The organism is Scytonema sp. PCC 10023, from assembly GCF_963920835.1.
GTDB lineage: Bacteria > Cyanobacteriota > Cyanobacteriia > Cyanobacteriales > Nostocaceae > Kalymmatonema.
Map to the genome: position 1 here is coordinate 14,996 of NZ_CAWUDP010000097.1, position 20,943 is coordinate 35,938.

A 20,943-nucleotide genomic window follows, 5' to 3' on the forward strand; every position below is an offset into this window, starting at 1 on the left:
ACTTTTTGTGTAGTATTTTTAAGGGTTAGTTGTCTCTGACCCGCTCATTCCACCCCTTTGAGAAAGGATAAGGCTAACACAACAGTTCATGTTTGGTCTAATCGGACACCTTACTAGTTTAGAACACGCGCAAGCAGTAGCCAGAGATTTGGGCTATCCAGAATATGCCGATCAAGGGCTAGATTTTTGGTGCAGCGCCCCGCCTCAAATTGTCGATAACATCACTGTCACCAGTGTTACCGGGCAAAAAATTGAAGGGCGGTATGTGGAGTCATGCTTTTTGCCAGAAATGCTAGCAACTCGTCGCATCAAAGCTGCAACACGTAAAGTCCTCAACGCTATGGCTCATGCTCAAAAGCACGGGATAAATATTACAGCTTTAGGCGGGTTTTCTTCGATCATTTTTGAAAACTTTAATTTAGAGGAGTTGAAACAAGTCCGCAATATTAAACTAGAGTTTGAACGCTTTACTACAGGAAACACTCATACGGCATACATCATTTGTCAACAGGTAGAAAAAGCCTCGAAACAAGTAGGCATTGAACTATCAAAATCAACTGTTGCTGTGTGTGGGGCGACTGGAGATATTGGAAGTGCCGTCTGTCGTTGGTTAGATGCCAAAACAGATATCAAGGAACTCTTGCTCATAGCCCGTAACCAAGAACGCCTGCAACAGCTGCAAGACGAACTAGGACGTGGAAAAATCATGTCTTTGGAAGAAGCACTCCCCCAAGCTGATATTGTGGTTTGGGTTGCCAGTATGCCCAAAGGTATGGAAATCGAACCCACAGTTTTAAAGCAACCTTGTTTGCTGATAGATGGTGGGTATCCAAAAAACCTCGCAACCAAAATTCAGCATCCTGGTGTGTATGTCCTCAATGGTGGCATTGTTGAACATTCGCTCGATATTGATTGGAAAATTATGAGCATCGTCAATATGAATGTTCCAGCACGCCAGTTATTCGCTTGTTTTGCAGAATCAATGCTACTGGAATTTGAGAAGTTATACACTAACTTCTCTTGGGGGCGGAATCGGATTACTGTAGAAAAAATGGAGCAGATTGGTCACGTATCGAAAAAGCATGGATTTAGACCACTGCTGGTATAAAAATTAAGAGTTAGAAATTAAAAATTAAAAATTAGCCTTTTGAAATTTTTAATTTTTAATTTCTAATTCTTTGAAGGCTCTTCACCCTTCGGGTATGCCTTCGGCACGCCTGACGGCGAACGCCAGTTACCTAGGTCGGGAAACCCTCCTGCAGTACTGGTCTCACTGTTCACTTTTCAATCAAAAAATGGCTACTACTGAGCGTAAACCGCTACTGTTGGATTTTGAAAAGCCCCTAGCCGAACTTGCTACTCGAATTGAGCAAATTCGGCAACTAGCAGAAGAAAATGGCGTCGATGTAACTGGTCAAATTCGTCAGCTAGAAGCACGCGCTATGCAACTGCGTGAGGAAATTTTCACTAGTTTATCGCCGTCTCAGCGATTGCAAGTCGCTCGTCATCCCCGCCGCCCTAGTACCCTTGATTATATTCAAGCTATCAGTGATGAATGGATGGAGTTGCATGGCGATCGCTGCAATTCTGACGACCCTGCTTTAATCGGTGGCGTGGGTCGCTTAGATGGCAAACCCGTGGTATTCTTGGGTCATCAAAAAGGTCGTGACACTAAAGACAATATCGCCCGTAACTTCGGTATGGCTACTCCTGGAGGCTATCGTAAGGCGCTGCGCTTGATGGAACATGCCAACAGGTTTACCATACCGATTATAACTTTTATCGACACGCCCGGCGCTTTGCCTACAGTGATTGCAGAACAACAAGGTGCTGGGGAAGCAATTGCTTACAATTTGCGCGAGATGTTTTCCTTTGATGTGCCGATCATCAGCACTGTAATTGGTGAGGGCGGTTCCGGCGGTGCTTTAGGTATTGGTGTGGGCGATCGCTTGCTGATGTTTGAACACGCAGTTTACACTGTTGCGACTCCCGAAGCCTGTGCTGCCATTTTATGGAAAGATGCTAGCAAAGCTCCCCAAGCAGCGGTTGCTTTGAAAATCACAGCACCAGACCTGAAAAACTTAGGAATTATTGACCAGATATTGCCTGAACCAATTGGCGGCGCTCATTCTGACCCCCTAAAAGCTGCCACCACTCTTAAGCAAGCTCTGTTGGACAATTTAGAGGAACTCAACCGCTTTACTCCGCAAGAACGACGCCAAATGCGTTACGAAAAATTCCGCAAAATTGGTGTTTTCACCGAAGTTTCCCACTCATAAAACGTGAGATGCTTGATTAGTATAGTAGCAGTGCTATAATTGCCTATGGAAGTTAAAGATTTTTTACAATCTTTTTAGCCATAGGCATTTGTGTTTTTAGTCATTAGTCATTAATCATTAGTCATTAGTCAAATGTACTTTGACAATGGATTTTATACTATGTATTTATGACTACTAAATTGAACATCAAGGTGGTACAAGATTTTTCAGGCAAAGATATATAGTCTTCCTTTGGAGGATATGGTATTAACAATATATCTTCTTGACAATGCAGCATAGCAGTTGTCAAAGAGAATTAATTGGATTTTTAGGTTTGTTTAATCTATTTAGACCACGAGAGTGCAATTATTGGGTGGCGACGCGGTTATCAAACCGTTCAAAAATTGGGAGACAGCATGAGTGTTGAGCACAAACGACGTGCCCTAATTACTGGGGCAAGTAGTGGGATTGGGAAAGCAACAGCTTTAGCATTTGCGAAGGCAGGAATAGATGTTGCCCTAGTGAGCCGTTCACTTGATAAGCTGACACCGGTGTGTGAAGCTGTATCACACACAGGCGTGGAAGCCAAAGCTTACGAAGTGGACTTAGCTTGTGTCGCTCAAGTACAAGAGAAGATGCAGGCAATAGCCCTTGATGGGGACATAGATATTCTGGTCAACAATGCTGGCATGGGTTATACCGCCACTTTGACTGAAACTCCCTTGTCCGACTGGCAGCAAGTGATAGACTTAAATCTCACGAGTGTGTTCCAGTGTATTATGGGAATTCTACCCAGTATGCGGACTCGCGGCACAGGCACAATTATCAACATTAGTTCAATATCCGCAAAGCAAGCATTTCCCAATTGGGGGGCTTACAGCGTCAGCAAAGCTGGTTTGATTGCCCTTTCTCAAACTCTTGCACAGGAAGAACGTGCCCACGGTATTCGTGTGACTGCTATCTGTCCCGGTGCGGTTAATACAGAACTTTGGGATACAGCAACCGTCAATGCCAACTTTGACCGCTCAAAAATGCTAACTCCAGAAATTGTTGCTCAGTCAATTCTCCACGCTGCTTTGCTACCACAACAGGCAGTTATTGATGAATTGACAATCATGCCTAGCGCTGGCGCTTTATAAGTGCTGAGGAGCCATTACGGCGGTTTCCCCTAAGTTCCGCAAGTGGCGTTTTTGAGTGATGAGTACTGAGTCATTTCCACTCAGGACTCAGCATTTATGATTCAGCACTTCAGAAATGATCTCAACTACAGAAACTCTAACCAACACTGACATCATGACTATTGCTAGTTCCAACGGTACCAACAGTTCTCAACCTCCTCTGATTCCCGACTTAACAGAAGCCATCATCCCAAGACCTGACCGCAACACTCATAACGGGCGGCAAGCTGATTTGCACCCGCAAACAGAGGAGCACATGGAGCAGATGACGGACGCCGTGCGGACTCTACTGGTGGGTGTTGGAGAAGACCCCGAACGCGAGGGACTGCTGAAAACACCCAAGCGCGTAGCAGAGGCAATGCGGTTTCTCACGAGTGGCTACAACCAATCGTTAGAAGAAATCGTCAACGGTGCTATCTTTGACGAAGGTCATAACGAGATGGTGCTCGTGCGGGATATCAATTTCTTTAGCATGTGTGAACACCATATGTTGCCATTCATGGGCAAAGCTCATGTTGCCTACATCCCCAACCAAAAAGTTGTGGGACTGAGCAAGCTTGCCCGGATTGTCGAGATGTATTCCCGCCGTTTGCAAGTGCAAGAAAGGCTCACGCGCCAAATTGCTGAAGCCGTTCAGACAGTTCTGGAACCGCAGGGAGTTGCCGTTGTGATGGAAGCTACCCATATGTGCATGGTAATGCGGGGTGTGCAAAAACCTGGTTCTTGGACTGTCACCAGTGCAATGCTGGGTGTCTTCCAAGAAGAACAGAAAACCCGTGAAGAATTCTTCAATTTAATTCGCCACCAATCATCGTTCTTTTAGGTATTCGGGGCTGGAGATTGGGGATTGGGCTATTTCCCTCATCCCCAACCCCCAACCCTTAACGCCGAATTGCCAGCTTTTCAAACAACTTAGCTACCTTGTCTAAATCCTTATCCCCAGGGGCACGTTCTACACCACTCGATAGGTCAATGCCACTGGGGCTAACTTGAGTTAAGGCTTCGACAATATTATCTGGAGTCAGTCCGCCAGCCAAAAACCAAGGACAACTAGGACTGAATTCCTGTAACATTACCCAATCTAAAGTTGTCCCTGTACCACCTAGCTGCTGCGGATGATAAGCATCTAGTAACAGCGTATCTGCAGTTGTAGTATACATAGCTGCTTTGTCAATATCTTCAAAACTACGTATTCTCAAAGCTTTGAGAATTTCGACGTTTGGTAGCAATTGACGCAACTGCGCAGCAAATTCTGGAGATTCATCTCCGTGCAGTTGGACGCCAGTCAAACCAGAATTAACTACCGTCTGAGTAATTTCAAGAGCGGTCGAGTTGGCAAAAACTCCAATTTTGTCGGTTTTTTCGGGCAGTTGTTCCACGACAGCACGAATTTGGTCTACTGTGACATAACGAGGTGAAGCTGGGACACAAATAAATCCTAATGCTGTCGCACCCAGTGAGGCGATCGCTTTCCCCTGTTGTGGTTGAGTAATTCCGCAAATTTTAATCCGCATAGATATTTTTGATAGTGGTAGTAATAGTTACAAAAAATCTCAATTGTATAAACAATTGCAAGTTTTTTCCTTTGTAATTCTATAATCTTTGTGGTTTACACAGTAAGTAATCAATATTGAGCTTGCCAATTCCAGATTACTGACCACTTGTCAATTTTTAACTTAGGAGAGAAAAATTTGATTTCATCAATTTTACTAGCAGCCGCCGCAACTGTTCCGGCAACACCGCAGTGGAACACCAATGTATCAATAATTATCAGCGTCAGCTGTTTAGTAGCTCTTTTGCTCACTTTCAAGATTGAGAAGCCCAAAGTTGGTCCCAAAGTACCTTTATTGCCTATAAGCATTCCAGCATTTATCGGCGCTATGTGTTTTGGGCATCTTATCGGAGTTGGCATCGTTTTAGGGCTAACTAATATCGGTAGCCTGTGACGTACTCCCACACTGACAGCTTGCTGTCAGTGTGGGCTTCTCAGGGACTCCCGGTATCCCGTCGGACATTAACTGAGCTTTATTTATACTGCACGAGACGCCCCTCCGCGCAGTTGAACAGGTACAAAGATTGTTCAAACCTTAGTACTGCTGGAATTTTACCCATCCACAGAAAGTTATTTCAGTGAAACCTCGTTACTGGATGGAACCCCATATTCCAGGTTGTCAAGGTACATCGTACAGGAGAGCCACTGCGGTCTTGGGCTTTGCCCAAGTGGAGCAAGTGGCGTAGCGGTTAGCTATTAATTTGGATTAACCTGTACCCCTCTTTTATAGCATCATGGGTTGTTATTGGCTATCCATTATCAAATAATCACGATTAAGTTTAAGAATATCAACCCGTAGGTTAAATAAGTTATGCCAATATGCTGCAAACAAAGATAAGACGATCACGCAAATAGTGGAGGACTGGATTGATCGACTACCAAATACAGAGATTGACAAAGACTCGAACACTCCGCTCCCTCATTGAACTATGTTCAATATTGGTCGGGAGTGTATCTCGTCTTTGTTCCGACAGGCAGCTAAGCGCCTCCCGTTCCGGGTAGGCGTGAGGCTTCTTGCGGGATTAGCGAAATTTCAAACAGAGACGTTCTATTGCAACGTCTCTATATTTAGATATCAAATTTTTTCTCAGGCTATCTAGCTATTCCTTTAGGTGGAGATTGACACCTATCTTAGGAAAGAAGATTCAGCTACTCCATTAGGCGGAGCATAAACATTGATTGTAGAGACAGAGAAGCGCGTTGCTCTTGAGGGAGCAAGTGAATTTCCTGCCTCTACATAGATAAATCAATGTATTCATGCTAGGAGAAAAATCTGTGATTTCATCATTGTTATTGGCAGTTCAAGCTACTGTTCCCAACTCTGCCGCAGAATTTAACTGGACCGGATCAGCAATTATTATTGGCAGCAGCATTTTAGCTCTTTTGATTATTCCTCGGGTGGTTCGCTACCCCCATGTTGGTCCTAAAATGCCCCTACCTTTCCCGTCGGTGTTCAATAATCCCAGTGTCGGTTCATTCCTCGCCGCAATGAGTACCGGTCATCTTATCGGCATTGGTGCAGTTTTGGGCTTGACCAATCTCGGCGTTATCTAGATTTTCATTTACACCCATACTACATTTGAATCACAACAGGCGGCAGGTCTTCTTCATCCAAAAGGGTACGATCTGCCGCCTCTGTTTTGAATTCTTACAGCAGTTTTCAGCTAAGGTGGGCATTGCTCACCAATACCTTAAATGTGCATCACATGGGCTTTTAGAGGCAATGCCCACCCTACGATTTGTGGTCTAATCATGTGAAAAGCCCTGTAAATTGCTGCGTTGCTAGAGTGTCGATTCATTAATCCAAGAAAACCTCTCCCCTAACTCCTCGCCTACGAGAGGAGGGGAATTTGACTCCCGCTTTCCTTGTAGGAAAGGGGGGTTAGGTTTTTGATGACTGAATTGGTGTTCTCGTTGAGTTTGGCTCGCAAGCAGGAATTGTCTATTCTAGAAATTAGAGCTTATTAACGAGTAATTGCTGATTTTCCAGATTTCAGCGTGGGTCTGTTGATATGGCAAAACTATATATGTGTTAAAAAGAACATATGAAAGGTATTTCTGGACGGTTGAAAAAATTTAGCTAATTCGGGCGCGAAACTACGTCCTACCGGTAAGGGAGGCGGTAGTTGCTGTCCTGGACAAAAACTCGGTACACCCCCGACCTATATTAAACGTCGTTTAACGCGGGAGAGAGAGTTTTTGTCTATCTCCGTGATATTATAGAGATGGTCGTTGACCCGCCCGCCAGCAAACAGATAGGTCAAAAGAAAGTAGCGTAACGACGCTTACCGCAGAAAGCTCGGTAGACCAGGGGAATGGGATTTGCCGCTGGAGAGCAAAGCACACTCCATGCAAATCCTCGGACAAAAAAACGATATTCGCCTGCGGAAGGCTGGGCGACTGCCGGGGTCTAGGCTTATGACCTAGTAAACGCCTATTGGCGAGAGACGCTGTGTAAGACCAAATTGGTAAAAAGAGGCAACGGCGAGTGAGACCGGAAGCCTACACTCACCGCTTGCGGGAGTGTAGGTACTTCACTTTTAGGAAAATGTAATGCAAACAAATTGGAAAATCGGGTCTTTATTCGGAATTCCACTGTTTTTAGACCCTTTATGGTTTGTGATTTTAGGGCTGGCAACCCTTAACTTTGGGGTGGCTTATCAAGCATGGGGAACGACTCTAGCTTGGAGTGCTGGAGTGGTGATGGCATTGCTGCTGTTTGGTTCAGTATTATTGCATGAATTGGGTCACAGCTTAGTAGCGCGATCGCAAGGTATAAAAGTCAATTCAATTACGCTGTTTCTATTTGGTGGGATTGCTTCTATCGAAGAAGAATCCAAAACCCCAGGAAAAGCCTTTCAGGTGGCAATAGCTGGACCTGCTGTGAGTGTTATCCTGTTTTTATTCTTGAGACTGCTGGGTGATTTTTTGCCGCATAACAGTCCTGCTAGCATGATGGTGGCAGACTTAGCGAGAATCAACTTGGTTTTGGCACTCTTCAACCTGATTCCTGGCTTACCCTTAGATGGTGGACAAGTTTTAAAAGCAGCACTGTGGCAAGCAACAGGTAACCGCTTCAAAGCAGTACGGTTAGCAGCAAAGGCAGGACAAATTTTGGGTTATGGTGCGATCGCCCTAGGTTTGGCAGTAGATTATTTTACTGGCGAACTCGTCACTGGTTTGTGGATAGCCTTGTTAGGTTGGTTTGGTATCCGTAATGCTACCAGCTATGACCGCGTCACGGTATTACAAGAAACTTTGCTCAATTTAGTTGCTGGCGATAGCATGACACGTGACTTTCGCGTAGTTGATGCCAACCAGACTTTGCGTTCTTTTGCCGACTCGTACCTTTTAGACTCCACCGCCCCTGGAGTTTATTTTGCTGAATCTGATGGACGTTACCGGGGCATAGTTTCCATCGATGATTTGCGCCTTGTAGAAAGAAGTCAATGGGAAAGCCTAACGGTGCAAAGTATTGTGCATCCCCTAACAGATATTCCCACTGTTGCCGAGTCAACTACCTTGGTAGAAGTGATTAACAAACTGGAAAAAGAACAATTAGCCCGTATCACCGTGCTTTCTCCCGCTGGTGCTGTTGCTGGTGTCATTGACCGAGGGGATATCGTACGGAAATTAGCACAAAAGTTAAATTTACGGATAACCGAAGCTGAGATTAAGCGCATAAAAGAAGAAGGCAGTTATCCACCAGGTTTGCAATTGGGAGCGATCGCGAAATCAATCACCAACTCATGAAGTTTTGCGTTATAGATTAGCTCAACGGGATGAAAAGTAGAGTGCCTTAGCTTCACGAACGCACTCTACAAAAACTCTTTTAAAATAAAATCTAGGTTAGCATTGGAATCGTATTCAACAATTGGTTGATTAAACTTGAATAAACGCATCGGTTTATTACCAATCAATTTCATTGATGAACCTTCAATGTTCAACATTGTTCCTTCTTGTAAACCAACAACATAAATATCGGGATTTAGAACTAAAAATTCTTGAATCCTTGTTTCTCTTGTTTCTCCGTTGTGATTTGGTATCACTTCATCTGTATAGTGAGGGTTTATCTGAAAAGGAACGAGATTTAATCCGTTAAAACTTCCAAGCTCAATGATTGGCATATCGTTGGTTGTTTTGATTGTAGGACAAGCAACATTTGAGCCTGCGCTCCATCCAATATATGGTGTTCCGTTGTTTACCTTTTCTCTTATAGTTTCGATAATTCCGATTTTGTGTAACCAATGCATAAGATGAAAAGTGTTTCCACCCCCAACGACTATGGCTTCTGCTTTTTTAATCAATTCATGAGGATTTTCAGCTATATGAATAGTGTCAATCTCATAACCAATATCTTTAAAAACTTTCCCTACTTTTTCGGTATAATAATCAAAATTTGAAGTCACACCAGCAAAAGGTATAAACAGTATTTTTTTGACAGAATTTCCTAAAAATATTTGAAGTTGCTGACGGGGATAAAATAAATACTCTTCACCCAAATTAGTTGAATTACTAAGCAATAATAATCTTTTCATGATTTGTTTATTTGATTTCGTTCCTCTTTAACAGTGAACAGTACCAGCCGCAGTGTCGAGTTAAATACGAGTGGTTGCGCGTCCCCCACCAATTGGACCTTTATGCGTTGGTGGCGCTTCTTTATCCCCCACCATACGCCGTCAGGACTGATAACTGATAACTGATAACTGATTTAAGTGGAGACTACTACTATACAAATAATTCGCTGATTTGCTGGGTAGAGTCACTCAAAAAAAGCCTACCAAATTTTGGGCTGTATTGCCTGCTCCGCCCTACATCTAATTAGATGACAACTTTGTAAGAGAATATTTGAGCATGGTAGTTTTCTAGAGGTTCCAAATGACAATCAGCCGACTCACTCAACAAATACAGTTCATCATCGAAATTGACCAACTTAAGCAGGTGCTACGTCAAACCCTGCTCAACGATGGGTCACGCCGGGAAAACAGTGCAGAACACTCTTGGCATTTGGCGATGATGGTGATAGTATTAGCGGAATATGCTCCGCAAGGGGTTCATCTGTTAAGTGCCATCAAAATGGTCTTGATTCACGATTTGGTGGAAATTGATGCAGGTGACACCTTCTGCTACGATGTGCAGGGCAACGAAAGTAAGGCACAACGGGAAGCACAAGCGGCGTTACGGCTATTCGGACTTTTGCCAGCAGATCAAGCAAGCGAGTTGCGTTCACTTTGGGAAGAGTTTGAAGCACAGGAAACACCCACTGCTAAGTTTGCAGCAGCCTTAGACCGGATACAGCCTTTACTGCACAACCAGCAAAATAAGGGTGGTACTTGGCTTATTCATAACATTACGCGCGATCAGGTGATGAAACGGATGGCTCCTGTAGAAACAGGTGCGCCGGAACTTTGGTCGTTTGTGCAGCAAGTGATTGAGGATTGTGTGGCGGCTGGTTATCTTAAAGATGCTCCTGCAAATGCTCCTGCAAAATGATACATCTAAAAAAGACAAGGGGGCGGCATGACCCAGAACGGGCAACAGGACAAACTTAACCGAATTAAGCAGATGCTGGAAACCTACGCCGAAATGCTAAACTAGTTAGCTACCCTCATGACACACGTTGCACAGATAGTCACCAGTACTGTAGAGACGGTTTTCGGCATGATGAACAAGGTTCTCAAACACGTGTAGCCAGAGTGAACAGCATTGGATTCTATATACAAGCTTCCAGGCTAAGGAATTCCAGTCGCTGAATAACTTGCTATCATTGGTCGCGCTCACTCTGTCAAAGCACTGTTTAATTTATACCAGTCAATTGTTGGAGTACCAAAGGAATCAATGACTTGAGAAATTTGAGGAAGAACACGCATGACTGGTACACCAAGCTCGAAGATTTCAATACTGTCATTGACATCGATATGACCACTGACACGCTTACACGCTGCTAAAGCTCGCTCAAAACCAAAGTCTGGCATTAATTCATGAGAGAATTCAAGAAAGGCATAAAGTTCCTCTGGTCGCTCGACGACGGGTAGACCAGTGTCAGTGTTTCGTTGTTCCCCCCGCATTGCAATGACTGCAATTTCTGAATATATATAACTCATGCGGGCTAGGTGACTAGAATTAAGCTCCTGGATACTGCTAACGCTATCTAAAGGTGTTGTTTCAGTCCTAAGTAAAGCTTGGGCAAAAAGTGGAATTGGGGCAAAACTTGAATGAGCAGACTCATGACCAATATCGGAATCCCAATCCCAATCATGTGCCTTTTTTCGAGCTGTTGCTAGCCAAATTTGAGAGTGATTTGCTGGTGTTTTTCTCCAAGCAACACCATGATTCAACATAGACGTGCAGGGGACAGCACCCCATGAAGAATCTTCTCCATAAGAATCTGGAGCCAGGAGATCTAACCCTCCATCCTTGGAATAGTAGAGTGCCCATGGTTGCACGTGCCGATGTCCAGTTAATATGCGGTGGATTTCGCGATCGCTCAATAAACCGAGAGACACGAACCGCTCTCGACGGGTATTTCTCAGACGAATCTCGCGTTCAAGTTGGAAAGGAAGTTCTTCAAGGAAGTGAAGTACGGCTGATTCTTCAATTTCCGGATCTGAGAACAAAGTTACCGAGAGCGGTAAGTAATGATGTTGGTCGGGCAACTTCTCGTTTAAATATGGGTAAAGTTCACCAGTTGAGCCAACTCGTGCATTATTCCACGGTAAGTGTGTATCTTGAAATTTCATAATTACTATCTAATTAGATTTTTTATTATTTTCAAATTATTTAAATTTTCTTCAATTGCTTTATTGCAATAGCGTTATAGCAATCCTAAATCAGTTGTGAGAAAACACCATATTGATGTAGCTTAGGAAAGTCAAATATTTGACAATGTATGCAGAACTCAAATAACCGCTTGACAACAGAAAAAAATAAAACTCTCTAATCATTCTTTTTGCTTGCAACCAGTACTCATTGTTTGTCCCTTTAACCTTTAACCTTTACCCTTTGCCCTTTCATTCCCCGATAACTTGCACTGGAAAACGTTCAAGTATTTCATCATACAGAGACTTAAACTCAGGAGTACTGAGATGGTCACGAGTTCGAGGCTGATCTGGTGGAGGGACAAAAATATCAAGAATCCTACCAGGACGAGGACTCATTAAGATGATGCGGTCAGCCAGGATAAGAGCCTCGCGAATGTCATGGGTGACTAACAATACAGAACAGTCTGAATTTGCCACAGCTTTAAGCAATAAAGCTTGCATACTGTCCCTTGTTGGTTCATCCAAGGCTCCAAATGGTTCGTCAAGCAACAGTAGTTCTGGCTCAACAATCATCGTGCGAGCAAGAGCGACTCTTTGGCGCATACCACCAGAGAGTGTCTTTGGATAAGCATCGGCGAATTCAGTTAAGCCAGTGAAAGCTAACCACTGGGAAACTTTTTCCTGATTGAGTCGTGGGTTACTCTTGTTCAAACCAAACGCAATATTTTCCCGAACACTTAACCAAGGAAATACACTATAGGACTGAAAAACTAAACCCCGTTGCCGCTCTGGTTCTTGAATAGGCTTACCATAATACAGAACTTCCCCTGAAGTCGGTTTGTCTAGTCCTGCTGCCAATCTCAAGATTGTAGATTTGCCACAACCTGAGGGACCAATAATCACAACAAATTCACCTTTACTGGAAGAAAAAGTAATGTTTGCTAGAGACTGAACCTTACGAAATTTGCTAGCGATAAAAATTTTTGAGACATCCTGGAAGTGCAACAAAGTACTACGCATACTTAAAATTCATTTCCATTGAAACACCTTGGAGGCTATGATGCGAAAAAACATATCAGTCAAAGCACCTAGAATTCCAACAAATAAAATTCCTGCAAACACTTTCTCAGTTTGCAAGTATCGCTGTGATTGAATGATAAAATAACCTAAGCCATTATTCCCAGCAACCAATTCTGCGAGTACAAGGTAGGACCAAGCCCAACCTGCCGAAACACGCATATGATCCCAGAGCGCAGGCATTGACCAGGGCAGCACAATTTGATATACAATTTCCCACGGAGTTAAACCAAAGGTGCGACCGCTTTCGATAAATTCGTGAGGAACGGATGCTGTATCAAATGCAAATAGTAAAACAAGCTGAAAAACTACCCCCAATGTGATAACTGCGATTTTTTGCTCATCCTCAATTCCAAACCACAGAATACAAAGAGGGACTAAGGCAGCAACCGGAAGATAGCGAGTAAATCCAAATATTGGTTCAAGTAAACGTGATACCAAAGTGAACTGACTGCAAAGAATTCCAATAGGAAGCGCAATTATAACAGATAGAAAAAAAGCACCAGTTACTCTAAAAACACTAGTGAGAAAGTGATTTAAAATAAAGTCACTAGATAAAAAAAGTTGCAGAAAACTGAAAAAAACTTGCCCTGGCGGGGGAAGAAATATCGGATCGATAGAAATTGTTGTGGTTAACAAATACCAAACAAGTAGCAAAACGCAAAAAGGTGTCAAGTTTAATAATTGTGACTGAAAGACAGGGGTTAATTTAACAATCAAAATACGACCTTTTAAATAGTTATGGAGTGATTGATGAAACTTATCTTCGATTTTACTTGACACAAGATTAAACAGTTCTTGATTGCAAATATTTTAGGAATTTAACTAGTGGAACCAAAACAGGTAATCTCAAGCTTTTGCATTATCGCAGTTTCATTAGGAAATTTTGTACTGATTTTTTCCAATAATTGTTGTTTTGTTATGTTTAGATTAGGATGGATACGAAAAATACCTTGGTTTTGCATATTCGTTTGCTGCACTTCTGATTTTAGGGCATTTTGCTTGCGCCTCACTTCGGTTTTAGGTAGTCTTATAAAAACATTACTATCGTCCCAACGTAGATAGCATATACTTGTATTTTGCGCTTTATGTATGCAAAATGTTTCTTCGGGAGAACCTGGAAGTAAGTATATAAGAATTTTATTTTGAATGTTCTCTAAGTTTGATATTATAATCCTATTCTTAATTTCCATATCTCTTATACGTTCTTCATTTGTCTTTTCAAACCAATTAAGTTCTTTATCATATTCATGCTCATAAGTAAAGTTTAACCCATCCTTTGCAAGTGCTTCCTTAAAGTCTGAATTTCTAAAAGTGCTGTAACCACTGAAGGGATTGCCTAAAAGCGTCAACTTTTCTGTTGATTTAGGTGGAGGTTGAGGCGTCTCATTACTCACATCGCTTGGTTGTGATGGTGGCTCAGTACTCGCATCAGGACTGCGTGGTTTGGCAAACCAACTTAGTGAGCCAAAAATAATCACGAACACAACAACTACAATTCCAATAGCCAAGGCTGGACGTTTCATAGGTAGATTGCTAGGTATAATTTTTTTAATTGATGAAAAAGTTAAATTAGATACAAAATTAATTAAAAAAAACTGAAAGCCTTGACAATACTATAGACATAAGTCATTTTTTACCATCCTGATATATAAATAGGACTTACGCATTGACAAAAATCTGATTATATGAATCAGACTTATTTGCTGCCCTTCCTTCTTTAATTAGGTGCAAGCAAAATCAACTTATGCATAAGTGAGATAGAAATAGGAAATTCTTGCTCGATCTGACTATTGCAGAACCGCACGGAAGTTGGCGCTAGAGTGTTGTGCACACAAGAGTTGATTTGTAAAGTGCGTAAGTCCTAATAAAAATAAAAACTTTATGTCAATAATTACTTAATATAAATTTTATAACTTTGCAAAGAATAACTGCTTACGGAATCAATCTTTTTGTTTATTTATTAATCTTAGATAAAGTTTACAGACCTAAGACTTGCTTAGAGCAAAACAAAATATGATGCATTAGCCTACTATCCTAATTATAAAAAAGGCAAGTTATTGCCGCACGAAGCCTAATTCTGTCACAAGAGAAGTTTTGCTTTATCCGAATTTTTGGCACGTTTAACTTGAGCATCAGTGTAGTTTTTGGCACTACTCAGGTCAGCACCACTCAGGTCAGCATCACTCAGGTCAGCATCACTCAGGTCAGCACCACTCAAGTCAGCACCACTCAGGTTAGCATTCGTCAGTTTGGCTTCTCTCAAGTTAGCTTTTATCAGTTTGGCTCCTATAAGTTTGGTATTCCTTAGAGTAGCACCACTAAGATTAGCACGCTCTAGAATGGCATTACTTAAGTTGGCATCACTGAGATCAGCGTCAGTTCCACTTAAGTTTGCATCAAATAAATTGGCAGCAGTGAGGTTGGCTTCAATCAATTTGGCATTACTTAAATTGGCGTATCTCAGATTGGCTTTATTTAAGTCAGCAAGACACAAGTTAGCGTTAGGCAGATTAATGGATTCTAGGCGAGCCTTAGGTATCTTGAGTGCTATGAGAGGCACTCCATCTTCATTTATGTCTTGAAGGCATTGTTTTTGCGCGTAAGGACCTGCATTTTTAACGACAGTAAGAACTTGCCAAGCCTGATATCTCTTTTCTTTTTGGCGGTCTTTCCCTTCTTGAAGCCATCTAATGATACCTCCAGTGATAGCGAAGGCTTCAATATTGTTAATTAAGTTACTAGTTTTCTTTTGCCATGTCTTCTCGTCGTCAAGAATCCAAGAAAAGACCGCTATTAAGAACACAGTGCCAACTGGTAAAGACCAACTAACTAAGTTTTTCCAATTCTCTTGAAACCAATTCTTTGCAGAGTTACCTGACATAGTTATACCCTACCAATGGTGCAATTAATATGTTCTATCTCCTTAACAATAAAAATAAAATGAGAAAGATTTAGAAGAATTTAACAATAAGTATTCGTCCCTAAAAACCTCTGCTAAGTTTTAGTCGAAGACTCCGCAAATAATAAAAATTTCAATAGACAAAGCGGTGAACACAGCAACTACCAGAGTTAATGCCCACGCTGGAAAGACACTCATTAGTCCAGGAAATAATAAATAAATTCCCAAACTTGTCAACACGGAAAGAGCAAACTGATAATACCTGTGTTTAAATGATAAATGACTTCTTGTTTGTGCAAAAATAAAGAGTATAATACCAAGAAATATGTGAATTCCCACCCAAGGAAGTAAGGTTCTTTGAAAGACGGAGTGCAATATCAACCAAATTCCTGCAGCTGTTAAGATCGTCCATCCCAATAATTTGATGTCAATAAGCTTTTGAGGTTTTTGTGGAAGCGATTTGAGAAAATCGTCTACTGACTTAAAACGATCATTTGTTTTTAGTTCCATCCCTTTCATAATGGCCTTACTAAGCTTAATACTGATATTTTTATTTTTCTTTATTGCATAAGAAAGTGGATCTATATCACCATTTATCTTATCAATTCTTCTTTTTTCAGCAGATGGAGGTGGTTCATTAGTTAATACATAATAGAAAGTTGCTGCTAACATATAGACGTCTGTATAAAATTGATTATTTTGATTATTTTCAATCTGTTCAGGTGCTGCATAGGGTTGGGAAACATAGTTCGTCTTAGTGGGTATGCCAATTTCGCGAGCATTACCAAAATCTATAAGTACAGCTTTATTTGTGTTTTTCTCAATTATGATATTTGTTGGCGTGATATCTTGATGAATCAAGTTTTTGGCATGAATAAGTTTTAATGCATTAGCGACATGATTTATATAATTCAGAGCATCAGCTTCAGTTATATTTTGTCCTGACTTTAAATCCTTTACTTTCTTATCAAGAGTTTCACCTTGTATATATTCTGTCACTATGCATTCTAAAGATGTTTTATTATCTTGAAAAATATCATAAATCGTTACGATATTTGGATGACTAAATTTAGCGAGGTGCTTTGCTTCATTTTTCAAATCTTCTTGGAGTGTGTTGAAGTTTAAGTTGGGATCTTTTTGAATCTTTTGTTCATCTAAACTTTTGATGATAACTTGTCTACTTAGCTTTTCATCTTCAGCGAGACAAATGATACAATCACCACTTCCACGGAAGAAGTTTCTAATTGTATATCTATCATTGAGCTTTGTACCACGCACCCACTGACTTCCACTCATAATATTAAGTATATGTTTTATTATAAAGTATAACTTTAATCTCCATTATCTTAAACTTCCTGTAGAGTCAAGACAAGTAACTTACATAACACAAGGCTTGTACAAAGCTCAACGAAAATGGAAGTTGTAACGCATTTTAAGATGTATCGCATCGCAGACTTGTAAAGGTCTCCTAACTCATTTGTAATGCAAAAGACTAAGAACGAATAATCGGACTTTGTAAAAAACTAGGCTCAAAATCGTCTCAATTCTAAAACAGGCAAGGCTTTTACATCGATTAAGCTCCTTCGCTTGTTGTAACTGGGTTTGAGGCAGTTTTACCAAAGGTGACGTATTTGCCTTATCTACAAAGGCTTTCAGGCGCTTTTTATGCCAGAAAATTTTAAAGTCCCAATAATAGTATTCGCAAGAGAATATACAAATTATAAAATAATTTGCATATTCTAGACACAAAAGTTGGCAATAGTATTTGGTCGTAACTAAGTCAACTAATCCTAAAATCGTTAAATAACCTCCAAACTCGGTTGCGCCAAAATTGCCTCCCACTCAGACTGAGAAAGTGGTTCCACCTCTAGGTGCATATCAAAACAATCTTCAGCAGCAGCAGTTAAAGCGGCAATAATCTTTTCAATATCTGGTTTCTTTTGAAGTTGCACAGGCGTAAAAGATTCTGTACCAAATACCTGAATAAACAATTCAGCATCAGGTTGCAAACGGATGGAACCGTGTTGCAAAATTGCCCCGCCTCGTCGCAGTTGGGCGCTACCAATAAGTTTGGTTCCATCTGCCAAAACCAAATCTGCACCTGTTGCTGTGCCAAAACAGTTGGGGTTGTGAATGTAACCGCGCCCAGCTGTACCATAGTGCAATTGAGTGCCAAGCGATCGCCATCCTTGAATCAAAAACTCACAAATTTTTTCGTACACCTGGACGCGAGTCCCAACCAGTCCAGATGTCACCACAGCATAAGTTAAATCACCTTGATGCAACACCGCCCGTCCCCCTGTGGGACGTCGCACCAAGTCCACTTTTTCACCTTGCCAAACAAGATGCTGCCAATGTTCGGGATATTTATGTTGATGGTAGCCCAAGGAAATCGCAGGTGGCGACCAAGTGTAAAACCGCAAAGCTGGAAGATGTCCCAACTGATGCTGTTCTAACAACCAGCGGTCGATCGCCATCTGCATCTTACCAGAGGCGTTTAGTAACGGAATCAGTCGCCACACAAAAGTCAAGCAGCACCAAACTCCGATTCTAATGCTTCGTCGTTATTATCGGCGATCGTTGCCACCACAGTAATTATGCGAGAAACTTCGCCAGCAGACAAATCTGCTAAAGTGCGTGTTGCGAGTACGACAACCTGATTTTCAACGATGGCAAAACGCGCTTCAAAGGTGCCAGATGCGTTCATCTCCAATAACTGCCGCGTCAACCTCGGTTCATCTTTGGCTGGTAACTTGAGCACCACAGACCAAACTGTTAATGTATCTTCATCGGTTGGTCCCGTCAGTTGGACAAACACTTCCACTGTGCCGTACTTGAACTTCCACCTGTTACCACCTTCTGAAGGATGACTCACCATTGCGCTGTCATCTTGTTCCAGAGTGTCGATAACGTTTTCGATGATCTCCACGTAGTTGATGTGCTGAGTTTCTTCGATAATCTCATTGATGAGTTCACCGGTTGATGTGGATTCGTTTGCAACCGTTTCTGGATTGGATTGGTAACTTGTCATATGGATATTTGCCTCAACAGGATAATTGTTACACCTAGACATACTTTATAGCTTGTGATTTGCTAATTTTTAGCTCCTTAGGTAGTAGGCTGCCCAAATCAGTGAACAGTGAACAGTTATCAGTTATCAGTAAGAAGATTTGCGGTACATTCTAACAGTAGTGAGGATGCGTGAATTTATGTCTCTTTCCCAAGCTGTCCAAAATCATGATATCCGTCAATTGGGGATTAACCCCAATCATTGGTATGTGGTTGCGCTTTCGCGTGAGGTGAAAACTCAGCCTGTGGGTGTCATGCTGTGGAAGCAGGCGATCGCACTTTACCGCGACAGCAAGGGACAAATCCATGCCCTAGAAGATAGATGTCCTCATAGGTTAGTGAAACTGAGTCACGGACAAGTCGTTGGCGATGAGTTGGAATGTGCTTATCACGGTTGGCGCTTCAACGATAAAGGTGAATGTGCAGCAGTTCCTTATTTAGCAAATAACCAGAAACTTCCAAATTGCAAAATCCGCCGTTACCCCGTAAAAGAACAAGACGGCTTGATCTGGCTTTTCCCCGGAAATGTAGAGACGCGCCATGGCGCGTCTCTACAAAATGGCGCGTCTGTACAACCAATGGGTGTTCCAGAGTGGGATCATCTCAATTACATTGCCACAGTTTCAGTTATCAACTGTAACGCCCATTATTCCTATTTAATTGAAAACCTGATGGATATGTACCACGGGCATTTGCATGAGGATTATCAGGCATGGGCAGAAGCATCGCTGGAAGATATTGACGAAGATGCTCATCGTATTGATGCTCATTATACAGCACAAAGTTATTATAAAATTGATAAAATTTGGTCGATTTCACAATTATTTTTTCCTGCTTTGCGCCGTCTTCATCCTGAACCTTTGGATGTCAGTTATGTATATCCTCATTGGGTTTCTACATTGGGCAAAGATTTTAAAATTTACTGTTTATTGTGTCCAGTGAATGAGACACAAACAAAGGCTTATCTAATTCATTTCACATCTTTAAATGCCTTTTGGCGATTACACAAATTACCTGTATGGTTTCGTCGGTTTGTGAAAAATAGTTTGTTTGGTGCGGCGCAAAAGTTACTTGATGGCTTGGTGCGGCAAGATGTACAGATGATTGAAGACGAACAGCAAGCGTATTTGCAGAATCCCCAGAGGCGGGGTTATGAGTTGAATCGGGCGTTGGTGAGTGTGCAAAGGTTGATGAGGAGTCAGGTTGAGCATAAGGAGTAGGGGAAGTAATATATTAAACAGCACTAAGCGTAGAAAACGCAAAAAAGTTTCCATAAAACCTGTTTCATGAATACCCAACTAGATTTCGGTTGGCAAAATAAATACAAAGCTTCTCAAAACCCTGGAGTATGAGCTATTGTCTGAATCCTAACTGCCTAAGTCCCCAAAATCCGGATGATGCAGAATTTTGCCAGCATTGCAAATCTCGGTTACTGATCAATCAGCGTTACCGCCCCTTGGAACCAATTGGTCGAGGTGGTTTTGCTAGAACCTTTAAGGCTATAGATGATTACAAGCCATCTAAACCATATTGTGTGATTAAACAATTTCACGGTAAAGGCTTTGATAATGCGGAAAAATCAAAAGAGTTATTTCATCGAGAAGCAGTATTACAAGAGAAGTTAGGTAAGCATCCGCATATTCCCGAACTATTTGCACATTTTACGCAGGATGATTACCTGTATTTGGTGCAAGAATTTATTGACGGACGCAACCTGAATCAGGAACTCAAGGAAAAAGGCACTTTCAGCGAAGCTAAAATTCGGCAATTACTTGAGAATTTACTACCTGTGTTGCACTTTGTCCATAGCAATCAGGTAATTCACCGAGACATTAAGCCTGAAAACATCATACGCCACAGTGTTGATAACAGGCTTTACTTGGTGGATTTTGGCATTGCTAAACTTGCCACTGAACCTATATTAGCCAAAACTGGAACAGTAATCGGTAGTGAGGGGTATACTGCCCCAGAGCAACACGAAGGTAAACCCCGCTTTACTAGCGATCTGTACAGTTTGGGTGCAACCTGCTATCATCTTTTGACTTGGGCTGACCCCTCTAGGCTGTTGTATAGCTGGGTAGATTGGCAAAAAGAGCTTGTCCTAAGTAGCCGATAACCTAGACAAGCTTAGTCATCTACTGACAGC

Annotated in this window: 20 protein-coding genes and 1 pseudogene; 10 read left to right on the forward strand and 11 right to left on the reverse strand. The window is 41.9% G+C overall.

The window, feature by feature from the left end:
* The first annotated feature begins 88 nt into the window (after positions 1 to 88).
* From ACM0OZ_RS38205 to folE, 4 genes are all read left to right on the forward strand, one after another.
* Positions 89 to 1,108, forward strand: a complete 1,020-nt coding sequence (locus tag ACM0OZ_RS38205) for a long-chain acyl-[acyl-carrier-protein] reductase (protein ID WP_414588058.1) — start codon at positions 89 to 91, stop codon at positions 1,106 to 1,108.
* A 187-nt stretch (positions 1,109 to 1,295) separates the two neighbouring features.
* On the forward strand, positions 1,296 to 2,279 hold the full coding sequence (locus tag ACM0OZ_RS38210; protein WP_414588059.1) for an acetyl-CoA carboxylase carboxyltransferase subunit alpha: 984 nt from the start codon (positions 1,296 to 1,298) through the stop codon (positions 2,277 to 2,279).
* Positions 2,280 to 2,674: 395 nt separating this feature from the next.
* Positions 2,675 to 3,397: an SDR family oxidoreductase gene (locus tag ACM0OZ_RS38215; RefSeq protein WP_414588060.1), complete on the forward strand. Its 723-nt coding sequence runs from the start codon at positions 2,675 to 2,677 to the stop codon at positions 3,395 to 3,397.
* A 154-nt stretch (positions 3,398 to 3,551) separates the two neighbouring features.
* Entirely contained in the window at positions 3,552 to 4,259 is a 708-nt protein-coding gene (folE, locus tag ACM0OZ_RS38220) for a GTP cyclohydrolase I FolE (RefSeq protein ID WP_414588080.1), read from the forward strand.
* Positions 4,260 to 4,317: 58 nt separating this feature from the next.
* Here the strand turns inward: folE and ACM0OZ_RS38225 are convergent, their stop codons facing one another.
* Positions 4,318 to 4,950, reverse strand: a complete 633-nt coding sequence (locus ACM0OZ_RS38225; protein ID WP_414588061.1) for a phosphoribosylanthranilate isomerase — start codon at positions 4,948 to 4,950, stop codon at positions 4,318 to 4,320.
* 180 nt (positions 4,951 to 5,130) lie between these two features.
* On the opposite strand from ACM0OZ_RS38225, the gene psaK (ACM0OZ_RS38230) reads away from it, so the two are divergent.
* The 3 genes from psaK (ACM0OZ_RS38230) (at position 5,131) to ACM0OZ_RS38240 (ending at position 8,741) form a co-directional block, all read left to right on the forward strand.
* Positions 5,131 to 5,382 carry a photosystem I reaction center subunit PsaK gene (gene psaK, locus ACM0OZ_RS38230; protein ID WP_071838405.1) on the forward strand — a complete coding sequence of 84 codons (252 nt, stop codon included), beginning with the start codon at positions 5,131 to 5,133 and terminating at the stop codon, positions 5,380 to 5,382.
* Between the two features lie 863 nt (positions 5,383 to 6,245).
* Entirely contained in the window at positions 6,246 to 6,542 is a 297-nt protein-coding gene (gene psaK / locus ACM0OZ_RS38235) for a photosystem I reaction center subunit PsaK (protein ID WP_414588063.1), read from the forward strand.
* Positions 6,543 to 7,541: 999 nt separating this feature from the next.
* Positions 7,542 to 8,741 (forward strand): site-2 protease family protein, encoded by a 1,200-nt coding sequence (locus tag ACM0OZ_RS38240; RefSeq protein WP_414588064.1) that lies wholly within the window; start codon positions 7,542 to 7,544, stop codon positions 8,739 to 8,741.
* 65 nt (positions 8,742 to 8,806) lie between these two features.
* Here ACM0OZ_RS38240 and pepE read toward each other — a convergent pair whose 3' ends face one another.
* Complete coding sequence (pepE, locus tag ACM0OZ_RS38245; RefSeq protein WP_414588066.1) at positions 8,807 to 9,526, reverse strand: dipeptidase PepE; 720 nt, start codon at positions 9,524 to 9,526, stop codon at positions 8,807 to 8,809.
* A gap of 340 nt (positions 9,527 to 9,866) precedes the next feature.
* On the opposite strand from pepE, the gene ACM0OZ_RS38250 reads away from it, so the two are divergent.
* Positions 9,867 to 10,481 carry an HD domain-containing protein gene (locus tag ACM0OZ_RS38250; RefSeq protein WP_414588067.1) on the forward strand — a complete coding sequence of 205 codons (615 nt, stop codon included), beginning with the start codon at positions 9,867 to 9,869 and terminating at the stop codon, positions 10,479 to 10,481.
* A 284-nt stretch (positions 10,482 to 10,765) separates the two neighbouring features.
* Here ACM0OZ_RS38250 and ACM0OZ_RS38255 read toward each other — a convergent pair whose 3' ends face one another.
* From ACM0OZ_RS38255 to ACM0OZ_RS38295, 9 genes and pseudogenes are all read right to left on the reverse strand, one after another.
* Positions 10,766 to 11,728, reverse strand: a complete 963-nt coding sequence (locus tag ACM0OZ_RS38255) for a hypothetical protein (RefSeq protein ID WP_414588068.1) — start codon at positions 11,726 to 11,728, stop codon at positions 10,766 to 10,768.
* 85 nt (positions 11,729 to 11,813) lie between these two features.
* A pseudogene (locus ACM0OZ_RS38260) lies at positions 11,814 to 11,956 on the reverse strand (IS630 family transposase); the annotation flags it as partial.
* 42 nt (positions 11,957 to 11,998) lie between these two features.
* Positions 11,999 to 12,769, reverse strand: coding sequence for an ABC transporter ATP-binding protein (locus ACM0OZ_RS38265; protein WP_414588069.1), 771 nt, complete (start codon positions 12,767 to 12,769; stop codon positions 11,999 to 12,001).
* A 9-nt stretch (positions 12,770 to 12,778) separates the two neighbouring features.
* Complete coding sequence (locus ACM0OZ_RS38270; RefSeq protein ID WP_414588070.1) at positions 12,779 to 13,609, reverse strand: ABC transporter permease; 831 nt, start codon at positions 13,607 to 13,609, stop codon at positions 12,779 to 12,781.
* A 38-nt stretch (positions 13,610 to 13,647) separates the two neighbouring features.
* Positions 13,648 to 14,352, reverse strand: a complete 705-nt coding sequence (locus tag ACM0OZ_RS38275; RefSeq protein ID WP_414588071.1) for a hypothetical protein — start codon at positions 14,350 to 14,352, stop codon at positions 13,648 to 13,650.
* Between the two features lie 557 nt (positions 14,353 to 14,909).
* Entirely contained in the window at positions 14,910 to 15,710 is an 801-nt protein-coding gene (locus ACM0OZ_RS38280; protein ID WP_414588072.1) for a pentapeptide repeat-containing protein, read from the reverse strand.
* A gap of 120 nt (positions 15,711 to 15,830) precedes the next feature.
* Positions 15,831 to 17,024: a serine/threonine-protein kinase gene (locus ACM0OZ_RS38285; RefSeq protein WP_414588073.1), complete on the reverse strand. Its 1,194-nt coding sequence runs from the start codon at positions 17,022 to 17,024 to the stop codon at positions 15,831 to 15,833.
* Between the two features lie 503 nt (positions 17,025 to 17,527).
* Positions 17,528 to 18,211 carry a biotin/lipoate A/B protein ligase family protein gene (locus ACM0OZ_RS38290; protein ID WP_414588082.1) on the reverse strand — a complete coding sequence of 228 codons (684 nt, stop codon included), beginning with the start codon at positions 18,209 to 18,211 and terminating at the stop codon, positions 17,528 to 17,530.
* Between the two features lie 44 nt (positions 18,212 to 18,255).
* The gene (locus ACM0OZ_RS38295) at positions 18,256 to 18,759 is read right to left on the reverse strand and encodes a YbjN domain-containing protein (protein WP_414588074.1); all 504 of its coding nucleotides are present in this window, start codon (positions 18,757 to 18,759) and stop codon (positions 18,256 to 18,258) included.
* Between the two features lie 178 nt (positions 18,760 to 18,937).
* Here ACM0OZ_RS38295 and ACM0OZ_RS38300 point away from each other — a divergent pair, with 178 nt between their 5' ends.
* The gene (locus tag ACM0OZ_RS38300; protein ID WP_414588075.1) at positions 18,938 to 20,017 is read left to right on the forward strand and encodes a Rieske 2Fe-2S domain-containing protein; all 1,080 of its coding nucleotides are present in this window, start codon (positions 18,938 to 18,940) and stop codon (positions 20,015 to 20,017) included.
* A 128-nt stretch (positions 20,018 to 20,145) separates the two neighbouring features.
* Positions 20,146 to 20,913 carry a protein kinase domain-containing protein gene (locus tag ACM0OZ_RS38305; protein ID WP_414588076.1) on the forward strand — a complete coding sequence of 256 codons (768 nt, stop codon included), beginning with the start codon at positions 20,146 to 20,148 and terminating at the stop codon, positions 20,911 to 20,913.
* Positions 20,914 to 20,943: the final 30 nt, after the last annotated feature.